The sequence below is a fragment of the Rhizocola hellebori genome, from assembly GCF_016862955.1.
In the GTDB taxonomy this organism is placed as follows: domain Bacteria; phylum Actinomycetota; class Actinomycetes; order Mycobacteriales; family Micromonosporaceae; genus Rhizocola; species Rhizocola hellebori.
The window spans coordinates 59,612-82,199 of the sequence record NZ_BONY01000045.1 but is presented as its reverse complement, the minus strand read 5'-3'; the positions used below and the strand labels follow the sequence as shown (position 1 = coordinate 82,199).

The 22,588-nt window shown below is 67.2% G+C and carries 21 protein-coding genes and 1 pseudogene; 8 read left to right on the top strand and 14 right to left on the bottom strand.

The features are described 5' to 3' along the window. Positions 1-8: 8 nt before the first annotated feature. A complete protein-coding gene (locus tag Rhe02_RS30945; protein ID WP_239124158.1) occupies positions 9-617 on the bottom strand; it encodes a response regulator transcription factor in 609 nt (202 codons plus the stop codon). Between the two features lie 9 nt (positions 618-626). After that, a complete protein-coding gene (locus Rhe02_RS30940) occupies positions 627-1,061 on the bottom strand; it encodes a nuclear transport factor 2 family protein (protein WP_203911942.1) in 435 nt (144 codons plus the stop codon). A gap of 73 nt (positions 1,062-1,134) precedes the next feature. On the opposite strand from Rhe02_RS30940, the gene Rhe02_RS30935 reads away from it, so the two are divergent. From Rhe02_RS30935 to Rhe02_RS50795, 3 genes and pseudogenes are all read left to right on the top strand, one after another. Beyond that, positions 1,135-2,127: an MDR family NADP-dependent oxidoreductase gene (locus tag Rhe02_RS30935; RefSeq protein ID WP_203911941.1), complete on the top strand. Its 993-nt coding sequence runs from the start codon at positions 1,135-1,137 to the stop codon at positions 2,125-2,127. A gap of 19 nt (positions 2,128-2,146) precedes the next feature. Then, the gene (locus Rhe02_RS30930) at positions 2,147-3,613 is read left to right on the top strand and encodes an MFS transporter (protein WP_203911940.1); all 1,467 of its coding nucleotides are present in this window, start codon (positions 2,147-2,149) and stop codon (positions 3,611-3,613) included. Positions 3,614-4,041: 428 nt separating this feature from the next. Beyond that, a pseudogene (locus Rhe02_RS50795) lies at positions 4,042-4,380 on the top strand (helix-turn-helix transcriptional regulator); the annotation flags it as partial. Here Rhe02_RS50795 and Rhe02_RS30925 read toward each other — a convergent pair. From Rhe02_RS30925 to Rhe02_RS30900, 6 genes are all read right to left on the bottom strand, one after another. Then, positions 4,321-6,147, bottom strand: a complete 1,827-nt coding sequence (locus tag Rhe02_RS30925; protein WP_203911939.1) for an ABC transporter ATP-binding protein — start codon at positions 6,145-6,147, stop codon at positions 4,321-4,323. The pseudogene Rhe02_RS50795 and the gene Rhe02_RS30925 sit on opposite strands and share 60 nt — an antisense overlap. Continuing rightward, on the bottom strand, positions 6,144-7,793 hold the full coding sequence (locus tag Rhe02_RS30920; protein ID WP_203911938.1) for an ABC transporter ATP-binding protein: 1,650 nt from the start codon (positions 7,791-7,793) through the stop codon (positions 6,144-6,146). The genes Rhe02_RS30925 and Rhe02_RS30920 overlap by 4 nt, the downstream gene beginning before the upstream one ends. A gap of 96 nt (positions 7,794-7,889) precedes the next feature. Continuing rightward, positions 7,890-8,045, bottom strand: a complete 156-nt coding sequence (locus tag Rhe02_RS30915) for a SapB/AmfS family lanthipeptide (RefSeq protein WP_203911937.1) — start codon at positions 8,043-8,045, stop codon at positions 7,890-7,892. Positions 8,046-8,070: 25 nt separating this feature from the next. Beyond that, the gene (gene lanKC / locus Rhe02_RS30910; RefSeq protein ID WP_203911936.1) at positions 8,071-10,668 is read right to left on the bottom strand and encodes a class III lanthionine synthetase LanKC; all 2,598 of its coding nucleotides are present in this window, start codon (positions 10,666-10,668) and stop codon (positions 8,071-8,073) included. Between the two features lie 135 nt (positions 10,669-10,803). Further along, positions 10,804-11,424, bottom strand: a complete 621-nt coding sequence (locus tag Rhe02_RS30905; protein WP_203911935.1) for a TMEM175 family protein — start codon at positions 11,422-11,424, stop codon at positions 10,804-10,806. Positions 11,425-11,496: 72 nt separating this feature from the next. After that, a complete protein-coding gene (locus tag Rhe02_RS30900) occupies positions 11,497-11,913 on the bottom strand; it encodes a nuclear transport factor 2 family protein (protein ID WP_203911934.1) in 417 nt (138 codons plus the stop codon). Between the two features lie 87 nt (positions 11,914-12,000). Here Rhe02_RS30900 and Rhe02_RS30895 point away from each other — a divergent pair, with 87 nt between their 5' ends. Next, positions 12,001-13,077: an acyl-CoA dehydrogenase family protein gene (locus Rhe02_RS30895; protein ID WP_203911933.1), complete on the top strand. Its 1,077-nt coding sequence runs from the start codon at positions 12,001-12,003 to the stop codon at positions 13,075-13,077. Between the two features lie 37 nt (positions 13,078-13,114). On the opposite strand, the gene Rhe02_RS30890 is transcribed toward Rhe02_RS30895, so the two are convergent. Genes Rhe02_RS30890 through Rhe02_RS30865 form a run of 6 tightly spaced genes read right to left on the bottom strand, consistent with a single transcriptional unit; the run spans position 13,115 to position 17,205 of the window. Further along, on the bottom strand, positions 13,115-14,344 hold the full coding sequence (locus Rhe02_RS30890) for an NAD(P)/FAD-dependent oxidoreductase (protein WP_203911932.1): 1,230 nt from the start codon (positions 14,342-14,344) through the stop codon (positions 13,115-13,117). Continuing rightward, a complete protein-coding gene (locus Rhe02_RS30885; RefSeq protein ID WP_203911931.1) occupies positions 14,344-14,667 on the bottom strand; it encodes a 2Fe-2S iron-sulfur cluster-binding protein in 324 nt (107 codons plus the stop codon). Before Rhe02_RS30885 ends, Rhe02_RS30890 begins: the two co-directional genes overlap by 1 nt. Positions 14,668-14,677: 10 nt before the next feature. Further along, positions 14,678-15,190 (bottom strand): flavin reductase family protein, encoded by a 513-nt coding sequence (locus Rhe02_RS30880; RefSeq protein ID WP_203911930.1) that lies wholly within the window; start codon positions 15,188-15,190, stop codon positions 14,678-14,680. A 12-nt stretch (positions 15,191-15,202) separates the two neighbouring features. Further along, a complete protein-coding gene (locus tag Rhe02_RS30875) occupies positions 15,203-16,150 on the bottom strand; it encodes an aromatase/cyclase (RefSeq protein ID WP_203911929.1) in 948 nt (315 codons plus the stop codon). Positions 16,151-16,159: 9 nt separating this feature from the next. Beyond that, on the bottom strand, positions 16,160-16,945 hold the full coding sequence (locus Rhe02_RS30870; RefSeq protein ID WP_203911949.1) for an SDR family NAD(P)-dependent oxidoreductase: 786 nt from the start codon (positions 16,943-16,945) through the stop codon (positions 16,160-16,162). Then, positions 16,942-17,205, bottom strand: a complete 264-nt coding sequence (locus tag Rhe02_RS30865) for an acyl carrier protein (RefSeq protein ID WP_203911928.1) — start codon at positions 17,203-17,205, stop codon at positions 16,942-16,944. The genes Rhe02_RS30870 and Rhe02_RS30865 overlap by 4 nt, the downstream gene beginning before the upstream one ends. Before the next feature lie 160 nt (positions 17,206-17,365). Here Rhe02_RS30865 and Rhe02_RS30860 point away from each other — a divergent pair, with 160 nt between their 5' ends. The 4 genes from Rhe02_RS30860 to Rhe02_RS30845 all read left to right on the top strand — a co-directional run bounded on the left by Rhe02_RS30860 (position 17,366) and on the right by Rhe02_RS30845 (position 22,588). After that, the gene (locus Rhe02_RS30860) at positions 17,366-18,094 is read left to right on the top strand and encodes a 4'-phosphopantetheinyl transferase family protein (protein WP_203911927.1); all 729 of its coding nucleotides are present in this window, start codon (positions 17,366-17,368) and stop codon (positions 18,092-18,094) included. Then, positions 18,091-19,482: an acyl-CoA carboxylase subunit beta gene (locus Rhe02_RS30855; RefSeq protein WP_203911926.1), complete on the top strand. Its 1,392-nt coding sequence runs from the start codon at positions 18,091-18,093 to the stop codon at positions 19,480-19,482. The genes Rhe02_RS30860 and Rhe02_RS30855 overlap by 4 nt, the downstream gene beginning before the upstream one ends. Before the next feature lie 141 nt (positions 19,483-19,623). Next, on the top strand, positions 19,624-20,808 hold the full coding sequence (locus tag Rhe02_RS30850; protein ID WP_203911925.1) for a glycosyltransferase: 1,185 nt from the start codon (positions 19,624-19,626) through the stop codon (positions 20,806-20,808). Continuing rightward, positions 20,801-22,588, top strand: a complete 1,788-nt coding sequence (locus Rhe02_RS30845; protein ID WP_203911924.1) for a lipopolysaccharide biosynthesis protein — start codon at positions 20,801-20,803, stop codon at positions 22,586-22,588. Before Rhe02_RS30850 ends, Rhe02_RS30845 begins: the two co-directional genes overlap by 8 nt.

The following is a 22,588-nucleotide window of genomic DNA, read 5'->3' as shown; positions in this document are numbered from 1 at the left end:
CGCCAATATTAGAGCCAGCCGGACTCGGTGGCGATGCGGATTGCGTCGACGCGGTTGCGGGCGTTGAGTTTTGTCGCGATCGCGGAGAGATAGTTGCGCACCGTGCCGGTGGAAAGAAACAGTCTTGCGGCTATCTCGGGCGCCTCGGCGCCGTCCGCGGCCAGCCGCAGCACGTCGATCTCGCGATCGGTCAGCGGGCATTCGACGCTGTCCCATGCCGCGAGCGCCAGGTTGCTGTCGACCACGCGCTGGCCGGCCGCCACCCGGCGGATCGCTTCGGCGAGGTCGCGGGAAGGGGCATCCTTGAGGATGAATCCGCCGACTTTGGCAGAAAGCGCTCGTCGCAGGGTGCCCGGCCGGCCGAGGCTGGTCAGGATCAGCGTGCGGCAGCTGGGTAGGTGTTCGTGGAGGGCGCTGGCCGCGGTCAGACCATCGATGCCGGGGAGATCTATGTCGATCACGGCGACGTCGGGCGTGCACTGCAGCGCGGTGGGCATGATGTCATCGCCCGACGCGACCTCGGCCACCACGTCTATATCGGATTCGAGCTCTAGCAAGGCGACGAGGGCGCCACGCACCATGTGCATGTCCTCAGCCAACATAACCCTAATCGCCACAACGGTAATCTACTTGCCGTCGAGCTGGCCTGCCCAGACCCGTGCCATGTCAGCCACGTCGTGCTGGAGCACACGTGACTTGACCAGCAGTTGTCCGTGCTGCCGGACCAGGACGTCGGCGACCGTGCAGCTGGGCTCGAAGGTGACCTGACCGTTTTGAGCCGTCACGCTGACGATGGCGGTGAACCGGACGTGAAGATCGTCGCCGGTTTCGCTGACCTGAAGCGCGCCCACCCAGTGCCGGAAAACGCTGTCGCCGTAATGCTCCAGGCTCGGGGTGATCCCCGCGGTCAGCTCGGTGCGGCCGTGCAGCTTGAACAGACCGGAGGCATGCTCAAACGACCCGTTTTCTGTAAAGGTCTGGACATATTCCTCCACGCGTCGCTCCTCCAGCAAGGGGAGCTGGCGCGCATAGAACTTCTGAACCTCGACGTAGATGTCCATGCGACGATATTGATGTTGGAGGCTCCACTTCCGCTTTAGCACTAGTGGAGACGGCTTTTGCACGATGCCGCTCATGACAACAACGCGACAGGTTTCTCTCGCCTCTCGCCCGCAAGGCGACCTCACCCTGGCCAACATGGCCCTGGTCGAGGTCGAGCTGGGGCAGCCAGGCGAGGGCGAGGTGCTGGTCCGCAACGAGTGGATGCTGATGGCTTCCGCATACCGCGACCTGATGAATGAGCAACCAACGTTGCCGATCCCGGGTTTCCAGATCGGCCAGGCGCTTTACGGGCGCGCGGTTGGCACGGTGGTGGCCTCGAACAGCCCCACGCTGAGCGAGGGCGACCTCGTTGAGCATTTCTTCGGCTGGCGCGAACACGCCAGCGGGCCCGCCCAGGCGTTCCGCAAGGTCGACCGTGATCTGTTCCCGGACTCCTCCTACTTCCTGTGCAACGGGCCGACCGCGTGGCAGGGAATGGTCGACGTCGCCGGCGTGCGCGAGGGCGACACCGTCTTCGTCTCGGGCGCGACCACCGGCGTCGGCTCCGTGGCCGGCCAGATCGCCAAGGCGCTGGGCGCCAAGCGGGTGATCGGCAGTACCGGCAGCAAGGCCAAGGTGGACTACCTCATCGAGGGCCTCGGCTTCGACAGCGCCTTCGACTACCACGACGGTCCGGTTCTCGATCAGCTGAAGGCGCTGGCGCCGGAGGGAATCTCGGTCTTCTTCGACAACGTCGGCGGCGAGCAGTTCGAAGCTGCCGTCCAGGTGGCCACGCCGTTCGCCCGCTTCGCGCTTTGCGGCTCACTTTCCGGTCAGCTCGGCACCGCCGACACCAAGCTGGATGTCATGACGGCCATCGCCAAGCAGCTGTCCATTCGCGGCTTCGCCTGCTACCACACACCTGAGCAGGTCGACACCTGGAACGAGCACTTCTCGCGGTGGCTCATCGAGGGCCGATTCGTTTACCCCCACACCATGGTCGAAGGCGGGATCACCAACGCGCCCGACGCGCTGATCGCGCTGCTTGACCGGCAGTACAGCGGAAACGTTGTGGTTCAACTGTAGAGAGGCAGGCACGGAAGAAATGAGCGGAAGCGACGTCAAGCCGTCCAGGCTGGGTCTGGTGCTCACCGCCTGCTGCCTGGGCCAGTTTCTCATGGTTCTCGACGCGGCCTCGATCAATGTGGCGCTCTGGGAGATCTCCCAGGCGCTGCATTTCGACCCCAGCGGCCTGCAGTGGGTAGTGAGCCTCTACACCATCGTGCTGAGTGGGTTCCTGCTGCTCGGCGGCAGAGCGGCAGACCTGTTCGGGCGCCGCCGCACCTTCCTGGTGGGCACCGGCATCTTCACGGCCGCAAGCCTCGTGGCTGGCCTTGCGGTCAACCAGCTCACGCTGGTGCTGGCGCGCGGGCTGGTCGGTCTCGGTGCCGCGATCATGGTGCCGGCCACGCTGGCCGTGCTGGGCACCACTTTCACCGAACCTGCCCGGCGGGCCAAGGCCTTCGGCCTGTGGGCCGCGTTCGGCGGGGGCGGTGGCGCGGTGGGCGCGCTGATCGGCGGCGCGATCACGGGCATGATCGGCTGGCGCTGGGTCGAGCTCATCAACGTCCCCATTGGACTGATCCTGCTCGCGGTCACCGCACTGGTGGTGACCGAGCAGAAGTCGGACGTCAGGGGCAAACTCGATTGGGCCGGCGCGATCTCGGTGACGCTGGGTCTCGTCGCGCTCGTCTACGGCATCACCCAGAGCACCTCGGCGGGGTGGGGGTCGAGCGAGGTCGTCTCCGCCCTGGTCATCGGCGTCGCGCTGCTCGCCTTCTTCGTGGTCGACCAGGCCAAGCTGGCCTCGCAACCGCTTGTCCCGCTGAGCATCTTCCGCAACCGCTCGGTCTCGGCCGCCAACGGCGCCGCCCTTTTCGCCAGCGGCGCCTTCGGCGTGACCTTCTTCTACGCCACCCTGTTGATGATGGGCATCCTGCACATGGACGGCTTCGCCGTGGGCCTGTCCTACCTGCCGCTCGCCCTGGGCACCTTTGTCACCGCGCGTGCCTGCGCCCCAGCGGTCAACCGCTTCGGCCCGCGCCCGATCCTGCTGGCCGGATTCATCCTGACCGGTGCCGGGCTGGCCTGGCTCGGCTTCGCCGACGAAACCTCCAGCTTTGCCGCTGACCTGCTTGGTCCCACGCTCCTGATCGGTCTGGGCGAAGGCATGGTCATCGCCGCCGGCACCATCGCCGGGACCGCCGGCCTGCCCTGGCAGCTGCAGGGACTCGCCTCGGGTCTCATCAACACCACCCGCCAGCTGGGGGTGGCGCTGAGCCTCGCCGTCATCGTGGCCGTCACCGCCGTCTACACCAACAACCTGATCGCTTCCGGCACTGCCGAGATCTCCGCCACCGCGGCCGGCTACGGCTTGGCCTTCTTCATCCTCGCCGGGATCGCCTGCGTGGGCTTTACCTGTGCCCTTTTCGTTCCGGCCAAACCCAGACCGGCACCCGAATCCCAGCCTCCGATCGAGGCCAAAGAGCCCGCCCTGGCCGGCTCCAAATAGGCAGCTCCCCAGCACCAACGGCCGGCCCGGCCCCCCTTCCGGGCCGGCCGTCCTTTTGTCGACACATCTGAAACGTTCAATTAATGGAGTAATCGAGGCACCCACGCCATGGCGTTGACGGTGTAGATTTGGTCTACACATACATGTGTGCGGAGGTATTGATTGCGCGAAGTGTCGTGTGCAGGGGCCACAGACACAGTCCGCCGCTGGTTTTAGTCAGCTGAGACTGGGGAATTTGACCTGTGATAAAGGTTGCACTGGCACATCAGAGCGGCTTGACGCGTGGGGCGCTGGCCGCAATTTTGAATCAGAAGGACGACCTCGAGGTGGTGTGGTGTTCAGCTCGCGGTGACGACCTGGGGGAGCAGGTTCGCCAAAAACGGCCGGACATTGTCGTGCTCGACTTTGATCTGCCGACAAGCACACCGATGACTGAACTCTGCAAAGATCTTGCTTCGCAGTGCCTCGTCCTGATGGTGGCGGAAAGGCGTTCAGCCTCATGCCGCAGCGGGGAGCTGGCCACGCTCGTGCCACGAATCGGGCTGATTACTACGGAATCGACGCCGGAAGCGCTCATCGACGGGGTGCGCAAGATGACCCGCGGGGAAATGGTTCTCGATGCGGAGCTTGCCCGCGCCGCGCTGGTGGCGGTGAACAATCCGCTGACCGAGCGGGAGAAGGAGGTGCTTCAGCTCGCCGAGGCGGGGTTAACGGCTCGCGATATCGGGGCCAAGCTGTTTCTCAGCTACGGCACCGTTCGCAATCATCTGTCCCGGGTGCTGACGAAGACGGGTGCCCGCACGCGGATCGAAGCCATCCGGCTCGCCCAGGAGGCGGGCTGGATCTGAGCCGGCCTTGCCGGGTGCGGTCCAATGGCCAAGCAGCTCACGATAAAGCGCTGAGCTGGCAGCCAAGGTCGCGTGATCGGCGGCGAGGGCGTGAGTACCGTCCAGTACCAACACTCTTGGGGCGCGTAGCGCAGAACTCACCCGGTGGGCGATGACGATCAGCGTCCGGCCCTGGGCCGCGAATGCCTGCTCGGCCAGGCATTCGGCCTCAGGGTCGAGATGGCAGGTGGCCTCATCGAGGATGGCGATCGGCGCCGAGCTCAGGTAGGACCGGGCCAACGCGATGAGCTGTCGCTCTCCGGCGGAAAGGCGCCCGGGGACCACCAAGGCGTCGAGGCCGCCGAGCCGCGAAAGCAGATCCCGGGCACCGACCGCCTCCGCGGCGGCGCGGATTTCGCCGTCGGTGGCGGCCGGGCGCAGGTAGCTGAGGTTCTCCCGGAGGGTGCCGCCGAAAACGTAGGCCTCCTGCGGAATGAGCATGCAACCCCCGCCATGCCGAACCGATCCGCTGCCGGGCGTCAACAGTCCACATAGGATCGCGGCCAGGGTGGATTTGCCGATCCCGCTGGGGCCGATCACGGCGAGATGCTCACCGGGGGCGACGACGAGATCGAGGTCGTGCAGCACGGGTTCGGAGTGCGGGCCGTAGGCGAAGGTCACCCGGCGCAGCTCGAGCCCATCGCCGCTGCCGGCCGGGGGCGGCGCAGGTGGATCGGCGTTGGTGACGTCGAGGATCCGTTTGAGCGTCACCAGGAAGCGCAGCCCGCTGCCGCCCAGACCGGACATCAGCTTGCTGACGGCCGGCTGCAACCCGAAGAGCACATAGGTGAGGCCCCCCATGATCTCGCCCGCGGTCAGGCCCCGGGCGACCAGCCACGGCCCTGCCGCGAGCACCACGATGAGCGGTGCCCAGCCCGCGATGGCGAAGCAGGCGGTGCGCAGCATGGCCGGCGCGGCCAGGGCCCGTTCCGCTGCGGCCTGGCGCTCGACCGGTTCGGCGATCATCGTCAGGACGGGATCCTGCGCCCCGCAAGCGATCACGTCGCGAGCACCGGTCAGGACGGTGCCGGTGGCGGTGGCGAGCTCCTCATCGGCGTAGACCGACTCCCGCAAACGTTGCGCGGCGAGCGGAAGGGTGGCCAGGAACGCGAGAAAGCCCACGGCGACCAGCGGAACGATGAGCGCCAGCAGGATGGGGGCCAGCGACACCAGGCCAGCCGCGGTGCCGATCAGGCTCGTGAGAAAGGCTCGTGCGGCCAGGATCAGCCCAGCGTAGGTGTCCCTGACCACCTCGACCTGGCGGGTGAGGCGAGCCACCGCGCCATCGTCGGGGCGGCCGGCGACGCCGTGGCGCAACGCGGCCGTCACCACTCGCCTCACGAGATCGTCGCGCAGCGGCTCGGCGAAATCGCTCAGGCAGCGCAACACCTGCCGCGATCCGAGCGCTCCCACCAGCGACGCGGCCATGACCGCGGCGAGCCAGGCCAGGCCGACGCCGGTGCGGCCAAGCAGAAACCCGTCGTCCACCGCGTGGGCCACGGCGATCCCGATCAGGGCGGCGGGCAGCATCTCCGGCACCGACCAGATCAGCAGGCGGACCAGCGAGCGGCGGCGAAGCCGGGACAGGCCATAGGCCACCGGACTTTGCTCGCCGCGCGAGGCCGGCCGGCGGGGCGTCGGTGTCATGGCGTTTCCGGTTGCAGAACGGCCCGGTAACGCGGGTCGGGCCAGAGCAGGTGATGCGGGGCGATCGCTTGCACCCGCCCTTCTTCGAGCCATACGACGAGATCGGCGCGGGCCGCGGTGGGCACGCGATGGGTGACGATCAGGCGGGTACGGCCGTCGTCTTCCAGCAGCGCCTGCGCGATTTTCATCTCCGTCACCATGTCCAGGCTGGAGGTGGCGTCGTCGAGCACGAGCAGGCGTTCGGCGTGCCAGGCGCGGGCGAGTCCCAGCCGCTGCCGCTCTCCGCCCGACATCGGGGTTTGGGCCAGCGGTGTCTGGTACCCAGAAGGAAGCCTGATGACAAAGCTGTGAGCCTGCACCGACCGGGCCGCCTGGATGGCTGAAGCCGGATCGCGGCCCAGGGCGATCGCCTCGCCCACGGTGCCGCCGATCAGGTGGGGGCGTTCAAAGGCGCAGCCAATGGCACGGCGCAGCTCGTGGTGGGTGAGTTCCGGCAACGGGATGCCGTCGAGCAGCACGGCCCCCGAGTCGGGATCGCGGAGCCGGGCAGCAAGCTCCGCGAGCACCGACTTGCCTGAGCCGGATCTGCCCACCACCGCGACCGAAGCGCCGCCGGGCAAGGTCAGATCAACGTTGTGCAGCAACGACTTCACGCTTACCTGCCGAAACCGCAAGGTGCCCGATGCCGAGGTGGGGAGCGTCGCCGCGCCGTACGCAGTGGACGGCCGGGTGAACACCTCGGCAAGTCGGTTGGTGCCCGCCCTGGCTCGGGCCAGGGCGCCGAGCACGCCGGTGAGACCGCCCAGCCCCGCGCCGAGCACGGCGTAACGGCTGGCGGCGAACAGCTCGCCCGGGGTGATCCGGCCTTGGGTGAGCGCGAACCCTCCCACCGCGAGTACAGCGACCAGCACCACCGGTCCTACCACGGTGGCTTGCGCGCTGGTGCGCGCCAGCACCGTCCACAGGCGACGGCCGTGCGCGCTCAGTTCCGGTACGGACCTGAGTATCCGCCGTTCCTCCTGTTCGGCCGTAGCTGCCGCGGCGATGGTACGGATTCCGGCAAGCGCCTCGGTGAGCCCGGTGGCGATGGCGCCCTGCGCCTTCTGATAGCCCAGCGCGACAGCGGTGGTGCGTCGGGTGAAGGCCCGAAGCACCATGGCCACCAGCCAAACCCCGGCCAGGAAGGCAAGCGCGATCCAGACATCGATCAAAGCGAGCAGGATCAGGCTGCCGAGCGGGGCGAGGACGCCAACCGCGGTGACGGCAAGGCTTGTCCCGGCCTGAGCCGCGTCGACGGCGTTGCCTGAGACGCGGCTGACCAGGTCACCGGTTTCGAAACGGGCGACGGTGGGCGCACTGAGCGACAGCAGATGCCGCACAGTGCGCAACCGCAGCCAGGCCGTAGTTCCGGCGACACAGGCCACACCGGCGGCGGCCTCCGCGAGATCGGTCGCGACGGCCAGCGCGATCAGAGCGGTGGCAATGATCAGCGCTCGCTCGACCTCCCCGCCGGACACGATCGCGTCGATCGCCGAGCCCAGCACGGCCGGCAGGGCAAGGGTCACGCCCGCGCTGGCCAGCGAACAGATAGCCATCAAGGTTAGCCAACCGCGGCCCTTGCGGACGATTTCGGCAAAATGCGTCACGGGGTATCCTTGTGTCTATCAAGAAGGCCGCGGGCCCGGGCGAATGCGAGTCGTCCGGGGCCGCGGTTTTTGGTGGTGTGGTGCGGTGTTTCGCTATCAGTTGGTGAAGCAGGCCGCAACGCTGAGAACGCTGTGGTCGCCGCAGAGCGCGACACTCAGGTCGCTGGCGGTGCAGGAGTGGCCGGAGGAGCTGGAGCCGGTCGCCATGTCGACGATCGGGCTGTCCATCGCCTGCAGGTCGAGAAGTGCCATGATGGCCTCCTTATATCGGGGTGTTTCACTGACCCACGCCGGTCGGCGTGGGGGTCTGCGGATCCGGCGTGTCAGCACGCTGGATCGGGTCGAGCAGTGGCACGTGCACGGGGCTGTCGTGCAGGGCGCAGCCGAGGGCGAGCAACACCCCGGCGGTGCCGGTCGCGAGATCCATCGACATCCGCAGCAGCGCTGTCCCGGGGAAGGCGATGCCGCCGGCGCGGGGCAGGGCGTGCCAGCTCAGCCCGTGGATCTGCCTGAGCACCAAGGGATCCGTCGCCTCCAGGTCGGCCCGCCCGGCCAGGTAGGCCAGGATGCCGGCCCGGCCCGAGAAGAGCCCGGGCAGGATGTACATGATGGATTGAGCGGCGCGCAGTGCCTGGCCGGAAGCCTCAGCGAAGCGATCGTCGTGCCGCCGCTTGAGGAATTCGTCCAGCGCCACCCCCACGCCCACACTGCCGACGTCGAGGTAGGGCATGGTCCGCCAGCCTTCGTTCACCTCGAGCGCGCCGTCCGGGCGCACGATGCACCGCCTGAGATCCTGGCGCAGCGCCACTTCGGCACGATCGAGGTAGGTCGCATCGCCGGTGTCGTCGTAGGCCCGCATCAGGAGCATGGCCGCGCCGGACGAGCCGCGCATCAGGCCCGCGTAAGGGTTCGCGCGGCCGCTGATCTCCGGGACCGAGTCTTCCGTTCCCAGCCGCTCGGCCACCAGCTCGGCAGCGCGCAGCCCGGCTTGACGCAGCACCGGCTCGCCCGTTCGGTCGGCGAATCGCAACAGGTTGAGGCCGACGCCGGCCAAGCCGCTGTGCATGTCGAGGCCAAGCGTTTCCCACTTCTCGCCCAGGCATATGTCTAGAAGGTCGAGAGCATCCTGCTGGTAGCCAAGGTGATCCAGCGCGAAGGCGGCGCCGTGCAGGCCGTCATAGAACCCGGGCGGGGTGCCTGCCTTCGGGCTGAGCGCGCGTTGCCGCAACCATTGCTCGAACTCAGGGAACTGGCCCGCGCCGGTGGCTGACAGCGCATAGAGCACGCCGGCCGCGCCGTAGGCCAGGCTGATTCCGCCGCCGTCGGAGTAGGTGCGGATGTCGCCCGGGAAGAGCCGATCGTCGCGTTGCGGGGTGGCGCTTTCGACGATCGAGCGGACCAGGTTTTCCCGAAGCTGCGGCCATCCTTCGGGGGCCCATTTCTGCTCGGGTACCATCTCCACGCTCTCGGGCGCGATGACGTCAACCGCTTTGGCGAGGTACTCATCGGGTACCAAGGGAAAATGCTCTTTGATGATCTTTGCGAAGTCTCTCGCCTTGGCGCGGGACAGCCACAGCACATTGGTCATCGGCAGGAACATGGCCAGGCGAAGGCAGGCGAGCGCGTAACGGTCGACGTCGAGGCCCTTGGTGCCGCGGGGCGCGGAGAAGCCCTGATTGCCCAGGCCCGGCATGGTCGCGTCGGCCACCGGCGCAACGACCTCGAAGTCGAGCAGGCCGACCGTGCCGTCCTCGCGGACCATCACGTTGAACAGGTGCAGGTCGCCATAGACATATCCGCGCGCGTGGATAGCTTCGACGGTCTCCTCGACCTGGCGGTAGATGTCCAGTGCCCAGGTGGCGAACTCGGCGAAGTCTTCGGCGGAAGCGTCCAGATTGATCATTGGATAGCGCCGGACGATCGCCTTGTTCAGCGGCAGGCCGTCGATGAAGTCCATGGCCAGGAAGCTGTGCTCGCCGACGGTGAAGAAATCGCGAGCCGCCGGGATGCCGGGTATCCCGGCGAAGCGTTGCAGCGTCTCGTATTCAAGCTCCAGCCGGCGCACCGCATCGTGGCGGCGGGCGTCGAGCCCGGAGTGGGGGCGCGCCTCCTTGAGGACGACCTCCTCGTCGGTGCGCGTGTCCTTGGCGACATATATGCCCCCGCCGTTGGAGAAGTGCAGCACCCGCTCGATCGCGTAGGGCAGATCGGCCATGGTCACGGCGTTGCGGGCGGCGAAATGGGGCTCGAGGAACTCGGGCAGGGTGATCCAGGGCGGAACATAGAACACCGGGGCCCGGCGATCCGGCACCAGAGTGCCGGTGTCATCGGCGATGGCGCCGACGAGCTGGCCGTCGTCACCGACCATGAAGCGGTTGACAAAGCTGCCGTAGCGCACGAACAGCGGGCCCTTGCCCCAGCGCAGATCGCTGAGGATGTAGGGGCTTGGCTCGCCTTCGAGCAGCTCACCGAGCTCGTTGAGGATCGTTTCGCAAGCCGCGTCGTCCTCGGGATAGATCGTCACGAGCTTGCCGCTGTAGCCGCGCGGGGCGTACTTGGACACCCGCGCCATCAAGGCAGCGTGCGAGCGCAGAAACTTGAACTCGATGTTGCGCGACACGCAGTAGTCCCACACCGCGGCGAGCACCTTCTCGGCGTTGTCCAGGCACGCGGACACATGGATCTTCCAGCCCTGCAAGGGCAGCTTCGCGTCTGCGGGATAGAAGACCAGCCAGTCATCCTGCTCAGTGCGCTTCCACCCGGCGGGCAGCTCGCGCTCTGCCACGGCGAAGGGGCTGCTTTCCGCCTGCCGCGCGTGCAGGACGTCGTAGAAGACGGGGTCCGCCATGATGAACGCCTCATACCTGTCTTCCACCGCACCCAGCCTCCAAATTGAGCAACCTGGGGCAATCTTTGAGTAACAGCGGGGCTTGCTCTAGTGGCATACGTCATGAGTGGGCCCTGACATGAGCACCAATCTATTCGTTACAAACGCGGAGTTTCAACTCTGTTACGCAGGGGAAGGGCGCCCCCGCTCCCGGAGCCGGCCGGCGGTCGCGGCGACGACCGGGATGAGGACCCAGCTTGCCTGCGCCAACCGCGGGTCGATCAACGCCAGCGGAATGGACACCGCGAACATGGACAGGCCGGCGAAGGTACCAAAGATCAGGTCGCCCGGTGTGGAGCTCGGCGTGCCGTCGCGCCACAGCCTTCCCCGCTGCGCGGCGCGCACCATCAGCACGAAAGCCAAGCCCCACAGCAGCATCACGCACGAGTAGAGGATCGGGCCGAGGCTGAATTTTCCTTGCGAGGGAAGCGCTCTGGTGGCGAACGGGACAACGATGATGCTGAACAGACTCAACAGGTTGAACACCACCAGACTGGTGTTCAGGCGCGCGATCCGCTGGAAGAAACGGTGATGCCGGATCCAGAACATGGCAATCACCAGAAAGCTGATGACGAAAGCCAAGTAGCCGTCATCGAGGTTTTCGGCGAAGCTGCGCCAGATCTCCGCGTTGGTTTCGCCCTCCGGCAGGGGAAGGTCCAATGCCAGCAAAGTCATGGCGATGGCGAAGACCGCATCGGAAAAGAAGACTGTGCGGTCGAGGTTGTAGTCCGGTTGCTCTTTCACCGAAACATTCTGTCGCACCAAGAGGCGCCGGGCCGTGTGTGACGCGGCCCGGCGGCGGGGGGATGGGACGGTTCAGTCGGTCGGGGTGTCCTTGACGATGTACCGGGACTTCGTGTGCAGAACACCGTTGATGCGCACCAGAACGTCGTCGACGGTGAAGGTGGGCTCGAAGACGACATGGCCCTCCTTGTCCACGCGGGTCACCAGCGTGTAGTAGGAGACCTTCAGCGAGTCGCCGTCGCTTGGCTCGATGACTAGATGGTCGTACCAGTGGCGCACCACGACACCTTTGTATCGGGGCAGTGCCGCATACATTCCGGCAATCATGGTGGCGCGTCCCTCGGCCCGCTCGTTGCGGTGGGCGTGTTCGATCCACCCGTCGGGGGTGAAGGTGGCGGCGTAGTCCTCAATCTTCAGATTGTCCAGCAGCCGCATCTGGTTGGCATAGAACTGCTGCACTTCCGCGTAGAGCTCGGCATTGACGGTCATGAGAAGACATTGCCAGTGCGCCCTCGAGCGGCGATCGACCGCCGCTGGCCATGCTGGGGCGAAAAGACTGCCCGCGTAGGAGGAACGATGCAGGAATTGCTGCCATTGGCAGAGAAACTCAAGGCGATCGCCGCCGAGCATGCGCAGGCGGCGGATCGTGCCGGGCGACTGGACATCGCGGTCGTGCAAGCCCTGACCAGCTCGGGGTTCAGCCGGCACTTCGTGCCCGCCAAGTGGGGCGGCAGCGAAGGCACGTTCGCGGAGCTTACGCAGGCGGTTATCGCCGTCGGTGAGGGCTGCCCGGCGACCGCTTGGTGTGCCTCGCTTTCTGCCTACTCGGGGCGCTTCGCGGCCTACCTGCCCGTGGCGGGGCAGGAGGTGTTGTGGGGCAACGGGCCTGACCGGTTCATCGTGTCGGGGCTGGTGGCCTCCGGCTCGGCGACCGAGGTCGAGGGCGGATACCGCATCGGCGGGCGCTGGCTTTATGTGAGCGGCTGCGAATTCGGTGACTGGGCCCTGCTGTGCGGTCCCGCCGGGGATCCCAGTGTGGCCAAGTTTTTCGCGGTACCAAGGGAAAAGTATGCCATCGAGGCGACGTGGGACAGCGTCGGCATGAAGGCGACGGGCAGCCACACGCTCGTCGTCGACGACGTGTTCGTGCCCTCGCACCTCACCTTCGAGCGGTCGGCCATCATGACCGGCCGCAACGAGCACTCGACGGCGCCGGCGCACAACGTGCCCTTCGGCGCGGCCGGCGGCCTCACCTTCGCCGGGCCCGCCCTCGGCGCCGCGATCGGCGCCTTGAACACAACCATCGCCATTCTGGCCGGCAAGAAGCATTCGCCGGGTGTGGCGCAGGGCCTGGCGCGCGCTTCGGGGGAAATCGAGGCGGCTCGGCTGTTCGTCGAGAGGGTGGCCGCCACCCTTGACACGCAACCGGTGACCCGGCCCACCGCCGCTCGCTGCGCTCGCGACTCCGCGCTGGCCGCCGAGCTGCTGGTGACCGCGGTCAACGGTCTGGTGAAGGCCGGTGGCACCAGCGGCCTGGCCGAAACCAACGACCTGCAACGGTTCTGGCGCGATGTGGTGGCGGCGACGAGCCACGTGGCGCTGCGCTTCGAAATCTCGGCCGGCCCGTTCACCGAAACCCTGCTGGGTGCGTGATAGACGAAGGGGGTCCGCCTCGGCGGGCCCCCTTCGCTTACCCCACCGGCGGTTTGGGTCTGGCCTTGAGGTCGAAGCCCGGCGTGGCCACCTCTTGTGGCGTCAGGTCGGGATCGCCGGCCAGGAGTCTGCGGGCGAGCACGTGGTCGGCCGGCTTGTTGGCCGACTCGACGGCGATGAGCTTGCCTTGCCGGAAGCAGAAGACGGAGAACTTTCCCGCTTCGGGGTCTCCAGCGACGACCGTCTGGTCGCAGCCGGTGGAGATTCCGGCGATCTGCAGTTTGATGCCGTACTGGTCGCTCCAGAACCACGGCACGGCCGTGTACCGAGTCGGCTTGCCACAGATGTTGGCCGCGGCGCAGTGGGCGTGGTCGACCGCGTTCTGCACCGATTCCAGCCGCACCCGCTGACCGCCGGAGTGCGCGCTGGGATAGCTCGCGCAGTCGCCGATCGCGTAGATGGTCTCGTCCTCGGTGCGCAGGTATTCGTCGACCACCACACCGTTGTCGACTTTCAAGCCCGCCCCCGCGGCCAGCTCGGTGTCGGGCGCCACTCCGACGCCGACGACCACCAGGTCGGCCTCCAGACGGCTCCCGTCGTCGAGCACCACCTTGGTGACCCGGCCCGAGGCGTCGCCGTCGAAGGCGGTGACCGATCGTCCAACCAGGACGGTGGTGCCCTGACGGCCGTGCTCCTGCGTCAGATGCGTGGACATCTGTATGGAAACGGCTCGGGCCATGGTTCTGCTGAGGCTTTCGATGACGGTGACCGGCACGTCCAGCTTGCGGGCGGCGGCGGCGACCTCCAAGCCGATGAAGCCGCCGCCTATCACCACGAGACGGCGGCTGGTCTCCAGCTGGCCCTTGAGGATTTCCGCGTCGGCCAGCGTGCGCAGCGCGGTGACCCCGCGCAGCCGGGATCCGGGCAGGTTGAGCAGCCGCGGATAGGCCCCGGTGGCCAGCACGAGCCGGTGGTAGGGCAGCTGCCGGCCGTCATCGAGGTGCACCTTGTGCTCTATCCGGTCGATGCCGGTCGCGCTGCGCTCCACCACGTCAATGCGGTGCTGGGGGTAAAAGTCGTCCGGGCGGAACGGCAGATCGGCGTCGCCGTAGAGGAAGGACTTCGACAGCGGCGGCCGTTGGTAGGGCGGCACCCGCTCACCGCACACGAGCGTGAGCTTGCCGGTGAACCCGTTGTCGCGCAAGGAAACGCAAACCTGGAACCCGGCCTGGCCGCCACCGACGACCACCACGTCGCCGACGTCCATCACAACTGCCGCTCGGGCATGTGCACGACCAGCCCGTCCATGTCCTCACTTACCGGCATCTGGCAGCCGAGGCGGCTGTTGTCCTTGCGCTCGCTGGCGGTCACCTCCAGCAGCTCGTCCTCCAGGTCCAGCATCGGCGGCAACGGCACCGTGTTGTCCTCGTCGATGTACACGTGGCAGGTGCCACAGGTGGCGCCCCCGCCGCATTCGGCCAGGATCCCGGCGATGCCGTTGGCCACAGCACCGCGCATCACGCTTCGTCCGGCCGGCACATCCACGATCGTGGTGGTTCCGTCGAAGGACTTGTAGGTAATCTTTGCCATGGGTGACTCCTCAGATCAGGCTGGCGTAGCGGCTGCGGTGAAACAGCAGCGGCTCCCGGCTCGGGTCCTCGCAGTGGATGGCGACCACCCGGCCGACGAGCAGAATGTGATCGCCGCCCGGGTACTCCGCGTGCAGCCGGCACTCGAAGCAGGCCACCGCGGAGGGGAGCACCGCGTTGCCGGTGATCCCCTCGATCGCGCTCAGGTGCACCATGGCCGCCTCGCCGGTGGGCCGGTCCGGCCTGGCAAACCGGGCCGACAGATCGCGCTGTTCCTGTGAGAGCACGTTCACCGCGAAGCTGCGCCGCCTTGACACCTGGGCGCGCATCCGGCCGCTGCCGCCCACGCCGACCATAATCAGCAAGGGCTGCAACGACACGGAGACGAAGCAGTTGAGGGTCATCACATTGGTCTCGGCTCCGGTGCCTTGCGTCAGCAGCGCGACTCCGGTCGGGAAACTGGCCATCGCCGCCCGGAACGTGGTGGCGTCGGGCTGAGAGATCGTCGCCGCGTCTGTCGTCATGGTCGGCTCCGTTCAGCTTTGTTCAGCAGCCTTCTTGGCGTGCTGCATGGTCGTCATGCTGTTGGTGCTCAGGGCGTGCTTTATTTTGTGGCGGGCTTCCTGCACCGTCCCGTTTGGACCGAGCACCTTGGGCACGACCTCAGGGCGGATCATCACCGTGTGCTGGGAGCTGAGCTCCACTCCGCTTCCGTTGTCGCGGATGTCCCAGCGGCCGGTGTGCGCCGCCATGATTTCCGGGGTGCCGGTCTGCTTGTAGACGATGGCCTCGTTGGGGAAGCACACCCGAACCGACCGGGTGGTGTGGATCGAGCCGTCAACGCTCTTGGTGTCCATTTCCATGGACTGCACGTTGGGTACGGTCTCGGTCAGCTCAAGGCGAGCCACGTGCGGCAGCCGCTCCGGCCAGAGGTCGGCCCGGTAGAGGAAGTCGTAGACCTTGTCCGCGGTGGCTTCGACATAGACCGACTCGGAGAAGGTCAGCACCAGCGTGTCGAAGTCCTCGCCGAACTCGGCCGCCTTCTTCAGCGAGGCAAGCTCGGCGTTGCTGTTGGTGTCCACCGCTTTGGTGACGAAGGCTCTGGCTTCGGGATCGTCGTCGATGATGGTGAAGTCGTGCAGCAGCACCACCCGGGTGGACCCGTCGGTCTGCGGCTCGACGACCCATTCGCCGCCCATCGACTCCACCGGCGGCGAGGTCACCACCTGATGGAAGCGGATGCGCAGGCAGCCCGGGTCGAGCGTGCGCCGCGACGCCCAGGTGCGCACCTCGCCATTGGCGAAGGCCCACAGCCGCAGGCGTTCGTTGTTCTCGTCCAGCTGCATGGTCTGCACGTGCACCGTGGGCGAGAAGATGTAGGGCCACTTCGTGACGTCGGAGATGAGCCCGTAAATCGTCTCGGCAGGCGCGTTTATGTTGATGATGTGACTCGTGACGTGGGTGCGACTAGAGGCGACTGTCACGGCCCCTCCTTAGTAATTGCCCAATCCGCCGCAGACGTTGATCGCCTGTGCGGTGATGGATGCGGCCGTGTCGGTGGTCAGGTAGCCGACGAGCCCGGCGACTTCCTCCGGGGTGGAGTAGCGCCCGAGCGGGATCTTCGCGTCGAACTTGTCCTGCACGATCTCCTCGGTGACTCCCCAGTGCACGGCGTAACCCTGGCGAACCTTTACCGCCATTGGGGTTTCCACGTAACCGGGGCACACCGCGTTCACCGTCACCCCGGTCTTGGCCAGCTCCAGCCCAACGGCTTTGGTGAAGCCGACGACACCGTGCTTGGAGGCCGAATAGGGGGAAGCGTAGATCACGCCTTGCTTACCTCCGGTGGACGCGATGCTGATGATGCGGCCCCAGCCGCGTTCCAGCATGCCGCCCTGCACCAGCACCTCCTGGGTGACCCGGAAGACGCTGTTGAGGTTGGTGTTGACAACGTTGAGCCACAACGATTCCTGCAACTTGTGGATCTCGCCGCCGCCGCTCGTGCCGGCGTTGTTGACGAGCACGTCGATGCGCCCGTAGGTCTGCACCGCCTGTGCCACGGCCTCTTTCACCGAATCGGTGGAGGCCACGTCACCGACGGCGCCGGCGGCTTCGTAGCCGTCCTCGCGGAGCTGCTTGACGACGGAGGAGACGTTCTCTCCGCTGCGGGCCACCACGAAGACCGCGAACCCTTGCTGGGCAAGTGTTTGCGTGCAGGCTAGCCCGATCCCGCTGGTCGCTCCCGTCACGAGAGCGACCTTCGCCTGCGTGGACATCAGACCGGGGCCAATACAGAGTTGACCTTGGTCAGGAAGGCGCGCGGGGTCTCGATTCCGTGCAGGTCCTCGTCGGAGACGGTGACCCCGTACTGCCGCTTGACCAGAGCGGCGGTTTCGAGCAGCGCGAGCGAGTCATAGCCGAGGTCGAGGAACGAGGTGTCGAGGATGTCGCCCTCCAGGCTCACGGCATCGTCCTCGCCGGCGCACTCGCGCATAATCTTCTTAAGATCGTCGATGGTCAGCTGGGTTGGCTTGCTCATTGAGTTCCCCTTCTCATACCTGGGCTTGACGCCAAGAAGGTTGCCGACGCGGTCTGGAGCAGAGCTTGAAGTCGCCTGGACGCAAAGGCGCTCGACCAGCCATCTAGTAGCGGGTGTCTGACTTGGATGTGATTCAGCACACGTGGATGGAGGGCGTGCCATGCTTCTGGAGAACGAACTACACGTCTGGCAGGGTGTCGCCCCGCGCGAGACCACCTACGCCGACTGGGCCATGCTGTCCAAAGAGGAACATGCCCGATGGCTGCGGATGAGCCCGGTGACCGCGGCCCGGTTCGCCGCTTCGCACGCGGCCGCCCGCAAGATTCTGGGCGGATATCTGCACGCGCCGCCGATCACGCTGCGGATGGGCCGGGCGACCTGCCCGTCCTGCGGGCGCGCCGCCAGCGGCCGGCCGGTGGTGCACACCGCGGGTGCGCCGCTGTGGTTCAGCCTGTCCCACTCCGGACAGGATTGGCTGCTGGCCATCGGCAGGCACCTGCTCGGCGTCGATATAGAGGTGGCGCGGCCGGTCGACATCGAGGCGCTGGAGTCGCTCGCGCTCAGCGAGCCGGAACGCAAGGTGCTCGCCGACCATGACAAGGCCGACCGGCACAGCCTGTTCTACCGCAGCTGGACCCGCAAGGAAGCGGTATTCAAGGCCACCGGGCTACGTTGTCTATCCACATTGGATGTGCGCCCCGAGCAGGATGAGGTCGTGGTGGAAAGCCTGAGCCGGTCCGGCCCGAAGCAGTGGCTGGTGCGTTCTCTGGCGGTGGGCAGCGGGCGTTACGCGGCCGTGGCCGGCCCGGCCCACAGCGACACCACGGTGGTGCTCAAGCAGTGGCCGACAGTAGCCAAGGCCGCCGGCAAGCCCAGGGAGGACCTGTGACAACGACAGTCGTCGAATACGCGAGCCCGGTGATCAGGCTGCGGGATCTGTTTGACAGCGAGAGCCTGCACCTGCTCGGGCCGATCGATGAGTGCGGGGTGCTCGCCGCCCGCGGCATGATCGACGGCGCACCGGCGGTGGCTTTCTCCACCGACTCCGGCCGGATGGGCGGCGCGATGGGGGTCGAAGGCTGTCAGCGCATCGTGGCGGCGATAGATGCCGCCCTCGCCGAACGGATCCCGGTCATCGGCCTGTGGCACTCGGGCGGAGCACGCCTGCCGGAAGGGGTTTCCGCGCTCGACGGGGTGGGGCTGGTCTTCGCCGCCATCGTGCGGGCCTCGGGGAAGGTGCCGCAGATCTCCGTGGTGCTCGGGCCGGCCGCCGGGGGCGCCGCCTACGGCCCGGCCCTCACCGACATCGTCATCATGTCCGGGGCCGGGCGCATCTTCGTCACCGGTCCCGAGGTCGTCAAAAGCGTGACCGGCGAACAGGTCGACATGGACTCGCTGGGCGGCCCGGACATCCACGGCAAGCAGTCGGGTGTGGCGCACATCGCGGCCAAGGACGACGCCGCGGCGATCGCCAGCGCTCGCCAGCTCGCCAGCCTGCTTGGCCAGCAGGGAACCCTGCTGCCCGCGCTGCTCGGCATCGACAACGATCTGAGCACCCTGTTGCCGGACAAGCCCTCCCGGGCTTACGACGTCAAGCCGCTCATCAAGGCCATTCTCGATGAGCAGGGTGTCGAGCTGCACGGCAAATGGGCGCCGAACATCGTCACCACCCTGGGCAGGCTGGCAAGCCGCACCGTCGGCGTCATCGCCAACAACCCGCTGCGGCTCGGCGGCTGCCTCGACTCGGCCAGCGCGGAGAAAGCAGCCCGCTTCGTGCGCATGTGCGACTCGTTCGGGGTGCCGCTGATCGTGCTGGTGGACGTCCCCGGCTACCTGCCGGGCCTGGGCCAGGAGCGCGAAGGCGTGGTCCGCCGCGGAGCCAAGCTGCTGCACGCCTTCGCCGAAGCGGTGGTGCCGCGGGTGACGCTGGTGACCCGCAAGGCCTATGGCGGCGCCTACATCGCGATGAACTCGCGCTCGCTGGGCGCGACTGCGGTCTATGCCTGGCCCACCGCCGAGGTGGCGGTGATGGGGGCCAGTGCCGCGGTCGGCATTCTGCACCGGCGCAAATTGGCGGCCGAGCCGCCCGAGACCCGCGAGGAGCTGCGGGCGCGTCTGATCGAAGAGCAGACCCGCGCCGCGGGTGGCGTCGACCGCGCGCTGGAGATCGGGGTCGTCGACGACATCGTCAAACCCGAGGAGACCCGCCGCCGTTTGGCCGAAGCCGTGTCGAAGGGCCTTGGCAGCCGGGGCCGGCACACCAACATCCCGCTCTAGGCTCTTTACCATAGTTGAGGAAGCTGGATAGACGTTCCTCAGCCGATCTTTTCGATCTACATCGATGTGTTGTCATTCGCCGAGCCGCCTCGCCAGGGAGGAACAGCGGCATCCGATTTTGCAGACGCTATTCTCGGCTGCGTGGATGTAGCAGTTCGACGCCCGCTACGGGTCGGCATGGTGGTGGTCAGTGAGTATGACTCCGATGCCCGGGTGCGCCGGCAGGCGGAGGCGCTCGTGGACCGTGGCGACGAGGTCACCGTCGTGGCGCTGCATGCCGAGGGCAAGCCCGACGTCGAAACCGTCGACGGAGTGCGCGTAGTTCACCTGCCCACGCAGAAGTACCGGGGTGAGTCGAGCCTTTCCTACATCAAGCTGTACGGCGGGTTCACCGCCCGGGCCACCGCTCGGCTTGCCCGCTGGGCGCGAAAGTTTGACGTGGTACAGGCCCACTCGATGCCCGAGGCTCTCGTCTTTTGCGCGTCGGTGCAGCGGGCGCTGCGGGTTCCGGTGCTGCTCGACGTCCACGATCTGACATCCGAGCTGTTCTCCTCGAAGTTCGAGAACAAAAATGCCCTGATGTCGGCCATTCGGCTGAGCGAGAGAGCGTCCTTTCGGTTCGCGAATGAGGTGCTCACGGTCCACGAGCCCTATGCCGACATGCTTCGCACCATGACCAAGACCCGGGTGACCACGGTCATGAACTGTCCCGACGACCGTCACTTCATGCCGCGCCCATTCAAGACCTGGGATCCAGCCGGTGAAGTCGTTTTCGGGTACCACGGTCTGGTGGCCCCGAGACATGGCCTCGTCCAGGTCGCCGAGGCGCTCGCGTCGATGCATGGGGAAGCGCCCAAAGCGCGGCTGAAGGTGTGGGGCAGCGGAGATGGGATTGAGCCGCTTCGGCGGCGGGTCGAGGAGCTGAACCTCACCGACGCGGTGCAGTTGCCCACCAAGCTCCTGCCGGTCAGCCAGATGACCCGGGAGCTGGAGGGCATCCATATCGGGGTGCTGGCGAGCCAGCTCGATCCGTGGACGTCCAACGTGCTTCCGAACAAGCTGATGGAGTACGCGGTGATGGGCATCCCCGTGATCACGTTCCGCAACGCCACCATCGAGCGCTACTTCCCAGAGGACACCGTCACCTACGTGGATACGGCCAGTCCGGAGAACCTGCGCGATGCCATGCTGCGCCTGATCCGTGACCCGGAGAAGGCAAACGCTCAGGCCGACCGCGCCCGCGAGGTCATGGTGGGGCGCACCTGGCGTTACCAGAAGCAGAACTACTACGAGGTCATCGATCGCCTGGCGCAACGGCGTGGCTGAGGTCGCCATGGACATGCCCCCCGCCGCGTCCCCGTCCGGGGTGCGACGCGGGGTGGCGGTCATCCGGGCAAGTCTGCTGTCGATGCTCGCCATCGCCGCGCTGGGGATCACGCGGCTGGTCCACAGCGCGCTCGTGGCCCACGGCACAGACGAGTCCACCTTCACCGCGGTCGGGATCCTCATCGGCTCGACCATGGTGGCGGGCCTGTTCCTGCCCGGCGGGCTGTCCAGCGCGGCGGCGAAGTTCATTCCTTATCACTTGGGCCGCTCCGACGTGGCGATGGCCCGTGCGGTGTACCGGCTGCTGCTGATCGTCGGCTACGCCTGCTCGCTGGCGCTCGGCCTGGTCGTGGGCGCGGGCAGCCTGTTCTACGGCTACTCGGGCGCTGACGCGCTCTCGGTCGGCCTGCTGACGGTGGCGTTCTCGATCTACAGCATCGAGAAGTCGGCCCTTTACGGCTTCGACCGGGTGGAGTCCTACGTCCGCCTGGAGCTGATCGGCTCGGTGACCGCCATCGCACTGACCGTGCTGGTGGTGGCATTCGGCTGGCACGCCTACCTGATGCCGCTGACGCTCGGCTACACCGTGCTGGTCATCGGCTCCTGGCTGGTCCTGCGCCGCTCCACAGACTCCACATTGGACAATTGGATCCCCGAACAACCCACCCCCCACACCGCCGCCGCCCCAATCACCTCCCGCGACACCCTGGCCAGCAGGCCAAGCGCCCTCAGCGCTGGTGAGTCCGTGACCTTCAGCGGCGGTGCGGCTGGCGAGTCGCGGGCCTTCGGCGGGGCGGCCAACGGATCGGCCGCCGCCAGCGGTGGCGCAGCTGGCAGCGTGGACGCCTTGGGCTGGAACGCCGCCGGTGGGCCGGGTGCGGCGTCTGGCGGCGCAGGCGCTTTGGGCAGTGGCGCTGCAGGTGGGCTGGGTGCTGGGGTGGCGGTGGCCGGTGGGCGAGTGGTGGTGCCGAGGGGGCAACGGCGGGAGATAGCCGGTTATGTCGGCATGGCGAGCCTGGGCGGGCTGGCCAGTGCTGGGCTCTTGCAGGCGTTGCCGTTGCTGGCCGCTATCTATACGACTCCGGCCGAGGTGAAGTATTTCGTCACCGCGGTGAGCCTGGTGGCTCCGCTCTACTTCCTGCCCCGCGCGCTCGGGATGGCTCTTTTCCCCGCGATGGCCCACGCTCACGGCTCGGGGGACCTGGAATCGATCCGCCGTCAGGCCGACCTGTCGACCCGGGCGCTGTTCGTGGCCCTCGCGCCGCTGTTCGTGGTGGCGATCATGCTTGCCAGGCAGGTCCTCACGCTGATCTACCCGCCCCAGTTCGCCGATGGCACGGTGGTGTTGCAGGTGTTGCTGCTGGCGACCTATCTCATGGTGACCCCGGTGGCCGCGATCAACGCGCTGTCCAGCGGGACGCCGCGTGAGGTGCGGGTGCCGGTGTCGTCGGCCGTGGTCGGCTGGTTCGCCGGGGTCGGCGCGGCGATCCCGCTGGGGCTGGCCTTCGGCGATGTCGGGGTCGGTCTGGCCTACCTGATCGCCGCGGCGGTCAGCGCGGCGTGGCCGCTGAGCGCGGTTGCCAAGCGTCACCAGCTGGCCTGGTTCGGGCCGATCGCAAGGTCGGTCGCGGTGGTGGTGGCCGGGCTGTTGGTGGCGCAGGTGCTCCCGCACGGATGGCTGGCCGGCATCGGTGCGGCGGTGGCCGGCGGTGCCATCGCGGTGGCTCTCCTGCGCCGCGACTTGCGGCGGATTCTGGGTGACGCCCGTTACAGCGCGTAG

Coding starts and splice junctions, on each gene's coding strand:
- Rhe02_RS30890 (WP_203911932.1), bottom strand. CDS start 14,344: ATGGACGTCGGCGACGTGGTGGTCGTCGGTGGCGGCCAGGCCGGGTTC.
- Rhe02_RS30900 (WP_203911934.1), bottom strand. CDS start 11,913: ATGACCGTCAATGCCGAGCTCTACGCGGAAGTGCAGCAGTTCTATGCC.
- Rhe02_RS30940 (WP_203911942.1), bottom strand. CDS start 1,061: ATGGACATCTACGTCGAGGTTCAGAAGTTCTATGCGCGCCAGCTCCCC.
- Rhe02_RS30865 (WP_203911928.1), bottom strand. CDS start 17,205: ATGAGCAAGCCAACCCAGCTGACCATCGACGATCTTAAGAAGATTATG.
- Rhe02_RS30935 (WP_203911941.1), top strand. CDS start 1,135: ATGACAACAACGCGACAGGTTTCTCTCGCCTCTCGCCCGCAAGGCGAC.
- Rhe02_RS30925 (WP_203911939.1), bottom strand. CDS start 6,147: ATGACACCGACGCCCCGCCGGCCGGCCTCGCGCGGCGAGCAAAGTCCG.
- Rhe02_RS30860 (WP_203911927.1), top strand. CDS start 17,366: ATGCTTCTGGAGAACGAACTACACGTCTGGCAGGGTGTCGCCCCGCGC.
- Rhe02_RS30915 (WP_203911937.1), bottom strand. CDS start 8,045: ATGGCACTTCTCGACCTGCAGGCGATGGACAGCCCGATCGTCGACATG.
- Rhe02_RS30930 (WP_203911940.1), top strand. CDS start 2,147: ATGAGCGGAAGCGACGTCAAGCCGTCCAGGCTGGGTCTGGTGCTCACC.
- Rhe02_RS30895 (WP_203911933.1), top strand. CDS start 12,001: ATGCAGGAATTGCTGCCATTGGCAGAGAAACTCAAGGCGATCGCCGCC.
- Rhe02_RS30880 (WP_203911930.1), bottom strand. CDS start 15,190: ATGACGACAGACGCGGCGACGATCTCTCAGCCCGACGCCACCACGTTC.
- Rhe02_RS30885 (WP_203911931.1), bottom strand. CDS start 14,667: ATGGCAAAGATTACCTACAAGTCCTTCGACGGAACCACCACGATCGTG.